The organism is Phenylobacterium sp. P4_E10 (assembly GCF_056401675.1).
Genome location: NZ_JBFUIW010000001.1, coordinates 353,372 through 368,223 on the forward strand (window position 1 = coordinate 353,372; position 14,852 = coordinate 368,223).

11 protein-coding genes are annotated in these 14,852 nt (G+C 67.1%); 8 read left to right on the forward strand and 3 right to left on the reverse strand.

Annotated features, from left to right (window positions below; all coding sequences use genetic code 11):
* Nucleotides 1-34: 34 nt before the first annotated feature.
* Nucleotides 35-1,261, forward strand: coding sequence for a kynureninase (gene kynU / locus AC1DQJ_RS01775; protein ID WP_477599650.1), 1,227 nt, complete (start codon nt 35-37; stop codon nt 1,259-1,261).
* Nucleotides 1,258-2,064: a tryptophan 2,3-dioxygenase gene (gene kynA / locus AC1DQJ_RS01780; protein ID WP_477599652.1), complete on the forward strand. Its 807-nt coding sequence runs from the start codon at nt 1,258-1,260 to the stop codon at nt 2,062-2,064. The genes kynU and kynA overlap by 4 nt, the downstream gene beginning before the upstream one ends.
* A gap of 65 nt (nt 2,065-2,129) precedes the next feature.
* Here kynA and AC1DQJ_RS01785 read toward each other — a convergent pair whose 3' ends face one another.
* Nucleotides 2,130-2,819 (reverse strand): alternative oxidase, encoded by a 690-nt coding sequence (locus AC1DQJ_RS01785; RefSeq protein WP_477599654.1) that lies wholly within the window; start codon nt 2,817-2,819, stop codon nt 2,130-2,132.
* A gap of 131 nt (nt 2,820-2,950) precedes the next feature.
* Here AC1DQJ_RS01785 and AC1DQJ_RS01790 point away from each other — a divergent pair, with 131 nt between their 5' ends.
* Both AC1DQJ_RS01790 and fixJ read left to right on the forward strand, forming a co-directional pair.
* The gene (locus AC1DQJ_RS01790) at nt 2,951-4,447 is read left to right on the forward strand and encodes a sensor histidine kinase (protein WP_477599656.1); all 1,497 of its coding nucleotides are present in this window, start codon (nt 2,951-2,953) and stop codon (nt 4,445-4,447) included.
* On the forward strand, nt 4,440-5,048 hold the full coding sequence (gene fixJ / locus AC1DQJ_RS01795) for a response regulator FixJ (protein ID WP_477599658.1): 609 nt from the start codon (nt 4,440-4,442) through the stop codon (nt 5,046-5,048). The genes AC1DQJ_RS01790 and fixJ overlap by 8 nt, the downstream gene beginning before the upstream one ends.
* A gap of 219 nt (nt 5,049-5,267) precedes the next feature.
* Here fixJ and amaB read toward each other — a convergent pair whose 3' ends face one another.
* On the reverse strand, nt 5,268-6,824 hold the full coding sequence (amaB, locus tag AC1DQJ_RS01800) for an L-piperidine-6-carboxylate dehydrogenase (RefSeq protein WP_477599660.1): 1,557 nt from the start codon (nt 6,822-6,824) through the stop codon (nt 5,268-5,270).
* Between the two features lie 202 nt (nt 6,825-7,026).
* Between amaB and AC1DQJ_RS01805 the strand changes: the two genes are divergently transcribed.
* The 4 genes from AC1DQJ_RS01805 to AC1DQJ_RS01820 all read left to right on the forward strand — a co-directional run bounded on the left by AC1DQJ_RS01805 (nt 7,027) and on the right by AC1DQJ_RS01820 (nt 12,633).
* Nucleotides 7,027-7,506 carry an Lrp/AsnC family transcriptional regulator gene (locus AC1DQJ_RS01805; protein ID WP_477599662.1) on the forward strand — a complete coding sequence of 160 codons (480 nt, stop codon included), beginning with the start codon at nt 7,027-7,029 and terminating at the stop codon, nt 7,504-7,506.
* A 167-nt stretch (nt 7,507-7,673) separates the two neighbouring features.
* Nucleotides 7,674-8,735, forward strand: coding sequence for a dipeptidase (locus tag AC1DQJ_RS01810; RefSeq protein WP_477599664.1), 1,062 nt, complete (start codon nt 7,674-7,676; stop codon nt 8,733-8,735).
* A 50-nt stretch (nt 8,736-8,785) separates the two neighbouring features.
* Complete coding sequence (locus tag AC1DQJ_RS01815; protein ID WP_477599666.1) at nt 8,786-9,772, forward strand: tetratricopeptide repeat protein; 987 nt, start codon at nt 8,786-8,788, stop codon at nt 9,770-9,772.
* A gap of 50 nt (nt 9,773-9,822) precedes the next feature.
* Nucleotides 9,823-12,633 (forward strand): TonB-dependent receptor plug domain-containing protein, encoded by a 2,811-nt coding sequence (locus AC1DQJ_RS01820; RefSeq protein WP_477599668.1) that lies wholly within the window; start codon nt 9,823-9,825, stop codon nt 12,631-12,633.
* A 203-nt stretch (nt 12,634-12,836) separates the two neighbouring features.
* Here AC1DQJ_RS01820 and AC1DQJ_RS01825 read toward each other — a convergent pair whose 3' ends face one another.
* Nucleotides 12,837-14,828, reverse strand: a complete 1,992-nt coding sequence (locus AC1DQJ_RS01825) for an OPT family oligopeptide transporter (RefSeq protein WP_477599670.1) — start codon at nt 14,826-14,828, stop codon at nt 12,837-12,839.
* Between the last annotated feature and the right edge of the window lie 24 nt (nt 14,829-14,852).

A 14,852-nucleotide genomic window follows, 5' to 3' on the forward strand; every position in this document is an offset into this window, starting at 1 on the left:
AGCCGAGGGCCGCGATCGCGGATAGAGCGGCGTCATGCTGAGCCGCGACGACTGCCTGAAACTCGACGCCGACGACCCGCTTGCGGGACGGCGCGAGCTGTTCGACCTGCCTGAGGGAACGATCTATCTCGACGGCAACTCGCTGGGCGCGCTGCCGCGCAATGTCGGTCCGCGCCTGGCTCACGCTGTGGCGCACGAGTGGGGCCGCGATCTGATCACCAGCTGGAACACGGCCGACTGGATCAGCCTTCCGTCGCGGGTTGGGGCGCGGATCGCGCCGCTGATCGGCGCAGGCGCGGATGAGGTGATCGCGGCCGACTCCACCTCGGTGAACCTGTTCAAGCTGGCGGCCGGAGCGATGAAGCTGCGGCCGGGCCGCAAGGTGATCGTCACCGAGCCCGGCAACTTCCCGACCGACCTCTACATCCTGCAAGGCCTGCGCGACTTTCTGGGCGAGGTGGAGCTGAGGGTGGTTGAGCCGGCGGCGCTGCATGCGGCCCTCGATCAGGACGTCGCCCTGCTGCTGCTGACCCACGTCCACTACAAGACCGGCCGCGTGCACGACATGGCGGCGCTCACCGCTCGGGCCCACGAGGTCGGCGCGCTGGCGCTCTGGGACCTCAGTCACTCGGCCGGCGCGCTGGCAGTGGACCTGAACGCCTGCGGAGCGGACCTGGCGGTGGGATGCGGCTACAAGTACCTCAATGGCGGCCCAGGGGCGCCGGCTTTCCTTTTTATCGCCAAGTATTTGCAGACGGAATTTAAGACGCCTCTGACCGGCTGGATGGGCCACGCCGCGCCATTCCAGTTCAACGACGACTACGCCCCGGCGCCCGGCGTGCTCCGCGGTCTCTGCGGTACGCCTTCGGTGCTCGGCCTCACCGCCCTGGAGGCGGCGCTGGAGGCGTTCGAGGGCGTCGACATGGGCCAAGTGCGCGCCAAGTCGATGGCGCTTGGCGACCTCTTCCTCGACCTGGCGCTGGAGCGCTGCGAGGGCTTCGGCCTCGGTTGCTCGCGCGACGCCTCAGGGCGCGGCAGCCAAGTCGCCCTGACCCACCAGCACGGCTACCCGATCATGCAGGCCCTCATCGCCCGCGGGGTGATCGGCGACTTCCGCGCGCCCGACGTTCTGCGCTTCGGCTTTACGCCGCTCTATGTGCGTTATGTCGATGTCTGGGACGCCGTCGATCGCCTGGCCGACGTGATGGCCGGCGAGGAATGGCGTCAGCCTCAATTCAACGAAGTCTCGGCGGTCACATGAGCGACAACCTGCACACTCCGCCGGCCATGAGCTATGGCGACTATCTCGGCCTCGACACGCTCCTGGCTTCGCAGAACCCACGCTCGGACGAGCATGACGAGCTGCTCTTCATCATCATCCACCAGGCCTCGGAGCTGTGGCTGAAGCTGTCGCTGCACGAACTGTCCGGCGCGCGCCAGCACATCCGCCAGGACGACCTGGGTCCCGCCTTCAAGATGATCTCCAGGGTCAGCCGCATCCAGGGCCAGCTGATCCAGTCCTGGGACGTGCTCGGCACCATGACGCCCAGCGACTATCACGCCTTGCGCCCGCATCTGGGCCAGAGCTCGGGCTTCCAGTCGTTCCAGTATCGGATGCTGGAGTTCCTGATGGGCGCCAAGGACGCCGCGATGCTGCGCGTCCATGAGGGGGCCGAGGTCCATGCCGCGCTGAGCGCGGCCCTGGCCGAGCCCAGCCTCTATGACGAGGCGATCGCGCTACTGGGGCGGCGGGGCTTTGCGATCCCGGCCGAGGTGCTCGAGCGCGACTGGCGCCAGGCCCATGTCTCGCATCCGGCGGTCGAAGCGGCCTGGACCGAGGTCTACCGCAATCCCGACGAATACTGGGATCTCTACGAACTGGCCGAGAAGCTTGTCGACCTGGAGTTCCGCTTCCAGCAGTGGCGGTTCGCCCATCTGAAGACCGTCGAGCGGATCATCGGTTTCAAGGCCGGAACGGGCGGCAGCGCCGGGGCCGCTTATCTGGCCAAGGCGCTGGAAGGCTCGTTCTTCCCCGAGCTCTTCAGGGTCCGCACGGTTCTCTAGCCCAGGGCGTGACAGCCGTAAGTGGATGCCGGTTACGGCGCCCGTCACGCTCGAGAGGAAAGGCGTTAGGCGGCGGCCTTCCAGACCGGCTCCAGGGCTGCGTGGGGCGGGCAGGGGGCGACCAGTGTCTGCGGCAGGCCGACCATCTCGTTGGCGAAGCCGTGGTTGACGTCGCGGTGATGGGCCTCGTCGGCGCGGACCACCAGCACCACATCGCGCAGGGTGGCGTTGTCGGGCAGGCCCCAGTAGCGCTTGGCGAGCTCCGGCGCGGCGATGTTGGCGCTACGGCCCTCGTCGATCTCGGCGAGGTAGTGGGTGTAGCTGATCACCGCCTCTTCCTCGAAGTAGCCGACCACGCGGTGGGCGGTCTTCGGCGAGACCAGGTAAAGGCCGAAGAAGAACAGGTAAAACACCCACTGCACCGCCACGACCACGAAGCGTTCGAACGCGGTCGGCTTGCAGACCTCGATGAAGGTCATCAGGTGCATCCGCTCGTTCTCGGCCTCGTCCATCAAGGTCTTGATCCAACCCTTGTCGTCGCACATGCGGCGCAGGCACTTCAGGTGGGTGAGCGTGGCGCCGACCATCCCCGGCACGGCGGCGACGGTTTCCAGGACCACGGCGCGGTGGCCGTAGCGCTTGGCGAAGAAGGTGTCGGCGCAGAACCTCAGCAGCTTCACGAAGCCGAAGGCGACGGTGTCCGAAACCCCGACGGGCTTGTGATGGACGGCGGTGTCGACGAGGGGGGCGGTCATGTCCGTTTCCTGACTGCCGGCCGCTGATTGGGGCCAGCGATGAGGTGGGATAGGCCCGCGCTCGTCCGGACGACATTCGTGTCTAGATCTTAAGGGGTATTCCGTAGCCGCCGGCCCGTTATGGTTCAGGTATGGGTGCGGGCGAACGATGGACCAGGAGCCGGCAGATTAGGTTTCAGAACCTGTGGACGGGGGCGCTGCTGGCGGTGCTGGGCGCCCTGGCCGGCGTGGCGGCGCACCTGGTGTTGGAGCCGATCGTCGGCGAGCGCGTGGCCTTCCTGGTCTTCGTGCCTGCTGTGGTGATCGCCTCGGCCTGTTCGGGCGTGGTTCCAGGCTCCCTGGCGGCGCTGCTCGGCCTGGCTGGCGGCCTATTCCTGGCCCAGCGCAGCGGTCATTTCGGGGACGCGGACGTGGCCAGCGCCATCGTCTTTGCTGGCGTCGCCGGCGCGATCATCATCGGCGGGGAATCGTTCCAGCGGTCGCGGCGCGAGGCGATCGCGGTCAATCGCGACCTGGCCGCCCGCGAAACGCACCTGCGCTCGATCCTCGACACGGTGCCCGACGCCATGATCGTCATCGACGAGCTGGGGATCATCCAGTCGTTCTCCAGCGCCGCTGAGCGGCTGTTCGGCTGGAACGCCGAGGAGGCGATCGGGCGCAATGTCAGCCTGCTGATGCCGACGCCGCACAGGGAAGCGCACGACGGCTATTTGGCTCGCTACTACCGCACCCACGAGCGGCGGATCATCGGTATGGGTCGTGTGGTGGTCGGCGAGCGTAAGGACGGCTCGACCTTTCCGATGGAGCTGGCAGTCGGCGAGATGCGCACCTCCGACGGCCGGTTCTTCACCGGTTTCGTCCGCGACCTGACCGAACGCCAGCAGACCGAGGCGCGGCTGCAGGAGCTGCAGTCCGAGCTGATGCGGATCTCGCGACTCACCGCGCTGGGGGAAATGGCCTCGGCCCTGGCGCACGAGCTGAACCAGCCGCTGACCGCTATCGCCAACTACTTGCGTGGATCGGTGCGGCTGCTCGGGCAGGAGACCCTGCCGCGCGAACGCCTGAGCGAAGCGCTGGGCAAGGCCAGCGAACAGACCCTGCGTGCCGGCGACATCATCCGGCGGCTGCGGGACTTCGTGGCCCGCGGCGAGACCGAACGCCGCGTCGAGAGCCTGCCCAAGCTGATCGAGGAGGCCGGCGCCCTGGCCCTGGTCGGCGCCAAGGAGCACGGCGTGCGGGTGGCCTTTGATCTCAGCCCGTCCGTGAATCTGGTGCTGGCCGACAAGGTGCAGATCCAGCAGGTCATCCTGAACCTGATCCGCAACGCCATGGACGCCATGGAGGACAGCCCGCGGCGCGAGCTGCGGGTCATCACCCGCCCCGCCGGCCCGGAAACGGCTCAGATCACGGTGGCGGACACCGGCCCTGGACTGAGCCCCGAAGTCGCCGATCAGCTGTTCCAGCCCTTCATCACCACCAAGCGGCATGGCATGGGTGTCGGCTTGTCGATTTCACGCACGATCGTGGAAGCGCATGGCGGGCGCATATGGGCGGAAACGGCTCCGGAGGGCGGGGCCCGATTCCACTTCACCCTGCGCAGTGTTGAAGTTGAGGATCTCGATGGCTGAAGACCTGGTGCACGTGATCGACGACGATCCGGCGGTGCGTGACTCGCTGTCGTTCCTGCTGGAGACGGCGAATCTCAGCGCCCGCACCTACGACTCGGCGGCGGCCTTCCTCGAAGCCCTGCCAGATGTGAAGCGCGGCTGCGTGGTGACCGACGTGCGCATGCCGGGGATGACCGGCATCGAACTGGTCAAGCAACTGCGGACACAGGGCTTCCGGCTGCCGATCGTGATGATCACCGGCCACGCTGACGTACCGCTGGCGGTCGAGGCCATGAAGGCCGGCGTCGCCGATTTCATCGAAAAGCCGTTTGACGATGAGGTGCTGCTGGGCGCGATCCATGCCGCGCTCAGCGAGGGCGAAAAGGGTCGCCGTGGCGCGGCCGAAACCGCCGAGATCGCCGCCCGCATGGCCTCGCTCTCCGGACGGGAGCAGGAGGTGCTGGACGGGCTGGTCGCCGGCCACGCCAACAAGGTGATCGCCTACGACCTGGGCATCAGTCCGCGGACCGTGGAGATCTACCGGGCCAACGTTATGACCAAGATGAAGGCGGCCAGCCTGTCCGAGCTGGTTCGCATGACCATGCTGGCCGAGCGCGGCTGAGCGCTTAGCGCGGCGGCTTGGCCCCCATCGAGCTCCAGACCGCCACGCCGCCCAGGGTGAGGGCGAAGGCCGAGAAGGCGACGACGACCAGGGTCAGGTACATTTCGGCGAAGGTCATAGTGGGCTCCTTGTTCGTGAGCCCACGGTGACGCTGTCGCCGCTCCGGGAAAATTCGTGAGCTCTCCTTAAGGGCTCTTACGGAGCCACCTGGCGGCCGCCCTAGATCGCGAACTCGACGCCTTGGGCGAGCGGCAGGTCCGTGCCGTAGTTCGTGGTCTGGGTCTGACGGCGCATATAGCCCTTCCAGGCGTCGGAGCCCGACTCGCGGCCGCCGCCGGTCTCCTTCTCGCCGCCGAACGCCCCGCCGATTTCCGCTCCGGAAGTGCCGAGATTGACGTTGGCGATGCCGGTGTCGCTGCCCATCGCCGACGTGAAGAGCTCGGCCTCGCGCAGGTCATTGGTGAAGATCGAGGCGGACAGGCCTTGCGGCGCATCGTTGTTGCGGCGGATGGCGTCGGTCAGGTCGCTGTAGGCCATGACGTAAAGGATGGGCGCGAAGGTCTCGCTCATCACATTGGCCCCGACCTGGTCGAACTCGACGATCGCCGGCTCCACGTAGAAGGCGGCGGGATGGCTGTCGGCCATGACACGGGCGCCGCCGGTGACGCGGCCACCTTGGCCGACGGCGTCCTTGAGCGCCGCCTGCATGGCGGAGAAGGCGGCGTGGTCGATCAGCGGGCCGACCAGGGTGGATTCCTCGAACGGGTCGCCGATGCGCAGTGAGCCGTAGGCGCGCTTCAGCTTGGCGGTCAGTTCGGCGTGCAGCGACTCGTGCACGAACAGCCGGCGCGTGGTGGTGCAGCGCTGCCCTGCCGTGCCGGCGGCGCCGAACACGATGGCGCGCAGGGCCAGGTCCAGATTGGCGCTCGGCGCGACGATGACCGCGTTGTTGCCCCCGAGTTCCAGGATCGTCTTGCCGAAGCGGGCGGCGACGCGGGGCGCGAGTTCACGGCCCATTCGGGTGCTGCCCGTGGCGCTTACCACCGCCAGCCGGCGGTCGTCGGCCATTGTCTCCCCGGCGATGCGATCGCCGATGATCACCTGCACCAGGTCTTCCGGGGCTTCGTCGAAGTCCGCCGCGGCCTGGTTGAACAGGGCCAAGCAGGCCAGGGCGGTCAGTGGCGTCTTCTCCGAAGGCTTCCAGACCACGCTGTCGCCGCAGACCAGGGCGAGGGCGGCGTTCCAGGCCCAGACGGCGACCGGGAAATTGAAGGCGCTGATGACGGCGACCGGACCGGCCGGGTGCCAGGTCTCGGACATGCGGTGGCTCGGGCGCTCGGAGGCGATGGTCAGGCCATAGAGTTGGCGCGACAGGCCGACGGCGAAATCGCAGATGTCGATCATCTCTTGGACTTCGCCCAGGCTCTCGCTCAGCACCTTGCCGCATTCGAGGGTGACGAGTTGGGCGAGGTCGCGCTTGGCCGCGCGCAGCGTCTCGCCGAACCGCCGAATCAGCTCGCCGCGGCGGGGGGCTGGGACCTGACGCCAGGCCTGGAACGCCAGAACCGAGGCGGCGATCTTGGCTTCGACCTGCGCCGGGCCGTCGGTCTTCACGCGGGCCAACACCGAACCGTCGATAGGGCTGATGACCGCCAGGTCGCCATCTGGCTGGTCGCCCTGGAAGGCTTGCAGAAACGCCGCACGCGCGGCGGGGCGGGCGAGGTCGACATTGGCAGGGAGGGAAGCGAAAAGAGCTTGGGACGCGCCGTTGGGCATGAACTCGGTGATCCGGGATGCGGCGCGAACGGCGCCTGCTTGCCAGATTGCTTCTACATGGGGCGATGGGCTTTGCAAATTGCAAAAATATTGATCAAATCGTCACCGTTCGTCGATCATGCTTTTCCGTCGTGGAAATAGCGGCATACAAATGCGGCGGCGCCCCACGCGGTGCAGCTAGCGAGCGGAAACAAGATCCTAGATGGCGACTCTCTCCAAGCGCGAACAAGAGCTTCTACAGCTCCTCCGCGAAGATGCCCGCAAAAGCGTAACGGATCTGGCCAAGGAACTGGGGGTCAGCCGCCCCACCTTGCAGAACATGATGAAGAAGCTCGATGAGGTGGCGATCAGCCGTTACACCGTCGAGCTGAAGCCAACTTTCGCCAACGCCCCGATTCGCGCCTACGTGCTTCTGAACCGCGATCCGCGGAAGTCGGGGGATATCCTCGAAGTCATCAAGCAGTTCCCGACGGTTCGCTATGTCTGCACCATCACTGGGGAGTTCGACGTGATCGTCGAGCTGGAGGCCGGCCAGTACGAAGATCTGGAGGCTATTTTGCACGGTCTCGAGTTGATCGACGGGGTCTCCCGCACCCAGACTTACATGGTGCTCTCAGAGAATTTCTCTCAGAAAGACATGCCCTTCCTGCCGACTTCGGGGTCTCAGGCTGTCGAGCGATAGCTTTCAGAATGGCAGGTCTCAGCTGGCAGAATTTTACAAATATGTATTAGTGACTTGCCAAAATCGAAAGTTTCCATTCTAATATGTAAAGGAAGGCGGGGCTGGCTGTTACAGATTGCCGCGCCGCTACGGGCGACGGGTGCGCCTGCCTTTAGGGGGATGGCGCGATGTCGACGCGAAGGGCTCTGCTGCAGACTGCAATGGCGGGCGCCGCCCTGGCTGCAGCGCCCCGCGCCTTCGCCGCCGCCGAGGCGCCGGTGGTGTTCGACGCCTTGGGCGAGATGCGCACGCTCTACACGCCCGAGCTGGTCGAGCAGATCCTGGCCAGTGGCACCCGGGCCATCGCCGTCACGGTGACCGACCCCAAGGTCGAGATCGATAAGTCGCTGGCCCAGACCAACGCGGACCTCGATCTCTACGACCGCTACTACGACGCCCATCCGCAGCTGTTCATTCGCACTCTGCGCGCGGCCGACGTCGATCGCGCCGCCGCCGAGCGCAAGATTGCGGTCTTTTATAACCTGCAGAATTCGACGCCGGTCGAGGCCGACCCTGGCCAGATCGCCGTGCTGCGCGCCCGCGGCGTGACCAGCATCCAGCTGACCTACAATGACCTCAATCGCTCGGGCGCAGGCTGCTTCGTCGACGAAGATCCAGGCATCACCGCGTTCGGCCGCGAAATGGTCGCGCGGCTCGAGTCCGAGCGCGTGCTGGTCGATCTCTCGCACGGCGGGATGAAGACCATCGCCGGCGCGGTCGCCGCCGCCAAGCGGCCGCTGATTATCTCCCACACCGCCTGCAAGGCCCTGTGGGAGCACCGCCGCAACACCACTGACGAGAACATCCGGGCCGTGGCGCACAACGGCGGGCTGGTCGGGATCACCCAGATCCGCACCTTCCTGACCGCGGCCAGGACCGACAACCTGCACTTCTATTTCGACCACATCGACCACGCGGTGAAGGTCGCCGGCATCGACCATGTCTGCATCGGCAGCGACCGCGACCACCGCGTCGTCCCGGACACCGAGGAAGAGCTGAAGATCCTGCTCCAGGAGGAGGGATCGCAGATCACGTCGGCCGACTGGCCGCTCTACCTGCAGGGCATGAACGGCCCGCGGCGGATGGAGGTGGTGCGCGATCAACTGCGCAAGCGCCGCTACAGCCAGGCGCAGATCGACAAGCTGATGGGGAACAATGTCCGTCGGCTCTACCGCGACGTGATCGGGTAGGCCGCCCTCGGGCGGCGGGCATTTTGAGTGAAGTATTGGGAGGCTTTTGGATGAGCGGTTTCAGAAACGCGCTGATGGGCGCGGCGCTGGCGGCGATGGTGGCGGGCGCGGCGAGCGCCCAGACCCCGCCCGACAGCTATCAGGGCAAGGACCTGTTCGGGAACGCCCTCTACGCCAAGGGCCGCAACCCGGTGAACGTCGGCTCGGGCGATGACCTGCAGAAGGCGGCCAATGACGCCAAGGCCGCCTACGAAGCCAACATGACCATCGACAGCGCGACCTGGTACGCGCGCCTGCTCGGCTATCAGGGCCTGCCCAAGGACGCCATCGAAGTCCTGACCGCTGCGCTGAAGAAGTATCCGGACTCGCCCAAGCTGCTGCGCCATCGCGCGCACCGCAATTTCAGCATCCGCGAGTTCGACAAGTCGATCGAGGACGGCCTGAAGTCGGCCAAGCTCTACGAGAACAAGCCGCTGGAGCGCGAAAAGCTCGGCCCGTTCCCGGCCAGCCCGGACGTGGTGCAGTTCTACACCTACTACCACCTGGGCCAGGCCTATTTCGCCAAGCACGACTTCGACAACGCGGCCAAGTGGTTCCGCCGCGCCGGCGAGATCGGCGAGGGCACCGGCGGCCCGCCGGACGTCACCGCCTCGCTGTACTGGGAGTACCTGTCCCTGGCCCGCGGCACGCACTACGCCGAGGCCAAGGCGCTGCTGAAGAACTACGACATCGATCTGTACGACCTGCGGGACAATCCCGAGGGCAACAACTACTTCGACGGCATCCAGCTCTACAAGCAGCTGCGCGACCCGCTCGACTTCTATTCCGAGCGTGACACCGGCAAGGCCTTCAGCAACTCGGACGGCATCAAGTCGTCCACCAGCTACAGCCTTGCCCAGTACTACATCCTCCGGGCCGAATACGACAAAGCCAAGCCGCACCTGCGCAAGGCGATGGAAATTCCGACCTGGAGCTTCTTCGCACGCATCCAGGCGGAGTCGGACTGGGTGCTGCTGTTCGGCAACGAAAAGCCCTAAGGGCGCCGGCCGCCGGGGCGGCCAAGAGTAAAATTTACGGGGATAGACAGATGCAAAATCAAAGGCGCTACGCCTTGCTTAAGTGCGGCGTAGCGGCGGCCGCTGTGCTCGCCGCTGCGACGCCGGCCATGGCCCAGGACGCCGCGGTCGAAGAAGTCGTGGTCACCGGCTCGCGGATCGCGCGCCAGGACCTGGTCAGCTCCAGCCCGGTCACCACCGTGACCGGCGAGGACCTCAAGGTGGCCGGCTCGGCCAGCGTCGAGGAGTTCCTGAACAGCCTGCCGCAACTGGTGGCCGGCGCCACCAAGTCGACCAACGTGACGGGCCAGGCCGACGCCACCGCCAACCTCAACCTGCGCGGCCTGGGCGCCAAGCGGACCCTGGTGCTGGTCAACGGCAAGCGGTTCATGGCTTCGAACCAGCAGGGCATCGTCGACATCAACAACATCCCCGCCTCGCTGGTCGACCGGGTTGAAGTGGTGACCGGCGGCGCCTCGGCGGTCTACGGCTCGGACGCCATGGCCGGCGTCGTGAACTTCATCCTCAAGAAGAACTTCGACGGCGTGAAGCTCGAGGGCCAGTACGGCATCTCGGGTCAAGGCGACGCCCAGGACTGGTCGACGGCGCTGACCGTCGGCGCGCACAACGAGAAGGCCAGCGCCTGGCTCTATGTGAACTACCAGGACCGCGCGGCCCTGCGCGGCAACGCGCGTGACCTGTCGCGCTACTCCACCATCGACTCTGGCGGCGTCTTCGTGCGCAGCGGCACCGCGGGCCGGGTCGGCGGCACGCTGATCGGCGTTCCGACGCCGAACGGCACGGGCGGCTTCACCAATCGCGACTACGCGCTGGACAACCTGGTCCCGCGTCCGTTCGTGGCGGCGACCGACACCAACTACGAACTGCAGCAGGACTACGCGATCCAGACGCCGCTGCAGCGGACCAACGTCTACGGCCGCGGCACCTACGACTTCGCCGACGAAGTCCGGGGCTATGTGGAGTTCGCGTACAACAACGTGAAGTCCAGCGCCGTGCTCGCCCGCACCGCGCCGAACATCCGCGAGACCACCAACGTCCCGGGCCTGCCCTACAACGCCTCGTTCGTCAGCCCGCAAATGGCTGCGCTGCTGGCCGCGCGTTCGAACCCGACCGCGCCGTTCGCCGTGCGTTTCGAGGCCCCCAGCCAGTTCCCGAAGCGTGACATCGCCTTCGCCCGCGACCTCTACCGCCTGATGGGCGGCTTCGAGGGCGACCTCGGCGACTGGAAGTGGGACGCCAGCTACAGCTACAGCCACCTGGCCACCACCGAGGTTCAGAAGGGCGACATCTCTCGCCGCACCTTCGTCGAAGCCTCGACCCCCAGCATCACCGACCCGACCAAGTGCGCCAGCGGCAACCCGCGTTGCGTGCTGGTCACCAACCTGACCGACTGGTCGCCGGCCCTGGTCAACTTCCTGCGCGTCGACAACCTGTCGACGACCGAGCTGACCGAGAAGATTCTGCAGGCCAACATCTCCGGCTCGCCGTTCAGCCTGCCGGGCGGTGAAGTCGGCTTCGCCTTCGGCGTCGAGCATCGCGACGTCTCCAGCGCCGACAACCCGGCGCCGGTGCTGCTGGACTTCGCCTCCGCGGGCTTTGGCGAGCGTAACGCCACGGCCGGCGAGTACGACGTGAACGAAGTCTATGCCGAGGCCATCGTGCCGATCGTCGGCGACCTGCCGTTCGTCGAGTACCTGGGTCTGGAACTGGCCGCGCGCTACTCCGACTACTCCACATCCGGCGTCGTGAAGACCTACAAGGCCGGCGGCGAGTGGCGGATCAACGGCGACGTTCGCCTGCGCGCCCTCTACCAGCGCGCCGCCCGCGCGCCGAACATCGCCGAACTGTTCGGAGGCCTGGTCAACACCTACCCGGCGATGACCGACCCGTGCTCGCGGACCGCCAATCCGACCGGCCAGGTGGCTGCGCTCTGCATCGCCCAAGGCGTGCCGGCCTCGGCCATCGGTTCCTATCAGCAGAACGGCGCGGCGATCGAGGCGCGGCTGGTCTCCAACGAGAACCTGAAGGTCGAGACCTCCGACACCGTCACGCTCGGTGCGGTCTGGACCCCGTCCTTCATCCCGGGCTTCAACCTCACGGTCGACTACTTCGACATCAAGATCGACGACGCGATCGAACGTCTCGGCGGCGGCCCGCAAGGCACCCTGGGCGCCTGCTTCGCCAGCAATGATGTGAACAGCGACTTCTGCCGCACCTTCACCCGCTCGCGCTCGACCTACGAGATCATCGACTGGGGCGTGCCGCTGGCTAACGTGGCGAGCCTGCAGACCGCCGGTATCGACATGGCCGCCAACTACGGCTGGACCGTGGACAGCTGGGGCATCGGCGGCGAACCCGCGCGCTTCAACGCCGCTGTGGTCGGGACCTGGGTGGACAAGAACACCTTCCAGGCCAACCCCACCGCTCCGGTCGTCGACCGCGTCGGCACTGTTGGCGGCGACACCCCGGCGATCCCGGAATGGCGCTGGACCGGCCAGCTTGGCTACAGGAGCGCCGGCCTCGAGGTCTCCTGGCAGGTCGAGTACCTGTCGTCGGTGAAGGACCGCAAGTACGCCAACGCGATCCTCGCGGGCGCTGCCGATCCGAAGGCCGGCATCGCCGCGCCTGAGGTCGAGGCCTACGTCTACAACAACGTCCGCGCGGCCTACGGCTGGGATCGCTACGAGATCTCGGGCGGCATCCGGAACCTGTTCGACAAGCAGGCCCCGCGCCTGTCCTCGCCGATCGAAGGCAACACCGATCCGAACACCTACGACGTGATCGGCCGCTTCTTCTTCGTCGGCCTGTCGGCGAAGTTCTAAGTCTGAAACTCCCTGACGGTCCCTGAGGTCGGGATCGTCAACTGCGGCAGCCCCCCGCCGCGAGAGCGACCGGCGCGCCCCACGCGCCGGTCGCTTTCTTTTGCCCGCAGCCCCAGGAAGAGAGCCTGACGGACGTCAGGCTTCGCGACGCCGACGGGACTGCGACAAAGGACGAGGCGCTCGCGACACGTCGCCCGCCTGTCCTAGCTCGCCTCGGGCGGCAGTCTGCGCGCCGTCAGCTCGATCCAGAGGTAGAGGCCAAGGATGATCAGGGCGAAGACGCCCGCGCCCGCCCACATGGTCTGTTCGGGGAGGGCGGCCGGCGCGACAGCGATCGGGGAGGGGTTGTTCGTGCTGACGATCAGGCCGGCCAGCGCGACGTTGAACAGGCTCTCGCCGACGATGAAGCCCGAGGCCAGCAGCACGCCCAGTCGCTGGGCGGCCGCGCCATGCGGCTTGGCGGCGACCCAGCGGTCGTAGGCCCATCCGATCACCGCCCCGGCCACCACCGGCAGATTCACCGCCGCTGGCAGGTAGATGGCGATGCCGACGCCCAGCGGCGGCAGGCTGTACTTGCGGGTCCGGCGCAGCAGCTCGTCGATCACGACCAGCACGACGCCCAGCGCAACGCCGGCGCCGATGAAGGTCCAGGGCAAGTCGCCCTGGATCACGCCCTTGGCCAGGGTCGAGATCAGCACCGCTTGCGGCGCGGCCAGTGGCTCGTCGGAGATGGTGTTGAGATTGGCGGCGCCGGCGAAGCCGAAGGCCTTGTTGAGGACGTCGAGGATCGGCGGGATCACGCAGGCTCCGGCGATCACCCCAACGATCAACGCCACCTGCTGCTTCCAGGGCGTGGCGTCGACCAGCTGGCCGGTCTTCAGGTCCTGCAGGTTGTCGTTGGCGATCGTGGCGACGTTGAGCAACACGGCGGTGACGAACAGGGCGTAGGCCACCATCGCGCCTTGGCCGGTCGGCCCGACCGTGTTGGCGGCCAGCGCCACCAGCAGCAGCGAGGCGCCCAGCACCGAGAGGATGGCCAGGCCCGAGACCGGGCTGTTGGATGATCCGATCAGCCCGGCCATGTAGCCGCAGACCGCCGCCACCAGGAACCCGGCGACCACCACATAGAGGACGCCGCCTGCAATCAGCGGGACGATGATGTTCTGCAGCGGCCCGGCCGCCAGGAAGCTGCCCAGCAGGATTGCCAGCGGCACGAGACTGGCGAGGATTACCGCGCCGACGATCCAGATCGGGATGTCGCGCTCGGTGCGCGGCAGGGACGCGCCCTGGCCGCCGGCCCGCAGGCTGGAAGCGCGCATGGCTCCGACCAGCCCGACCCAGACCGGGGCCGCCAGCTTGGCCAGGGTCCAGATCGCCGCCGCGCCGATGGCCCCGGCCCCGATGAAGCGGACGTTCGGGGCCCAGGCGGACTGCGCCGCGTCGGCGGCCGAAGCGGCCAGGTCCGGGTGCAGGTGGGTCATGATCGGCACCGCCACGCCCCAGGCGATCAGCGTCCCGACCAGCATGGCCATGCCGACTGCCACGCCCATCAGGTGACCGGCGCCGATCAGGGCCAGCTGCAGTCCGCTGGCCAGGCCGGTGGCGGTAGTCGGCGTCGGGCGGAACCAGAAGGAAATCTCAGAGGCCAGCAGCCGCATTCCGGCCGCCGCGGCTACGGCGGCCGAACCGACGGAGCCGATGATCACTGCCCGCAGGCCGGCGCTGGCTTCGGCCCCGCCGGCGGAATCACGTGCGCCCGATCCAACCTTTAGCACCTCGGCGGCGGCGCGGCCTTCGGGATAGGGGAGCTCCGAGTTGGTCACCAGGGCCCGCCGCAGCGGGATCGTGTACATGACTCCAAGCACACCGCCGATCACGCAGATCCAGAATGAGGTCCAGAACGGGAAGCCGGTCCACCAGCCGACCATGACCAGGCCGGGCAGGACGAAGATGATCGAGGACAGCGTCCCGGCGGCGGAGGCCACCGTCTGGACGATGTTGTTCTCCCAGATGGTCGAGGTCTTCAGGCCCCGCAGGATGACCATCGAGATCACTGCTGCGGGGATGGAGGACGCGAAGGTCAGCCCGACCCTCAGGCCCAGATAGACATTGGCCGCCGTGAACACGACGGTAATCAGGCACCCCAGCGCCAGACCCCGCAGGGTCAGCTCGACCCGCTTGCCGTCCGCTTCCATGCGACTCCCCCGAGCGCGTTCGTT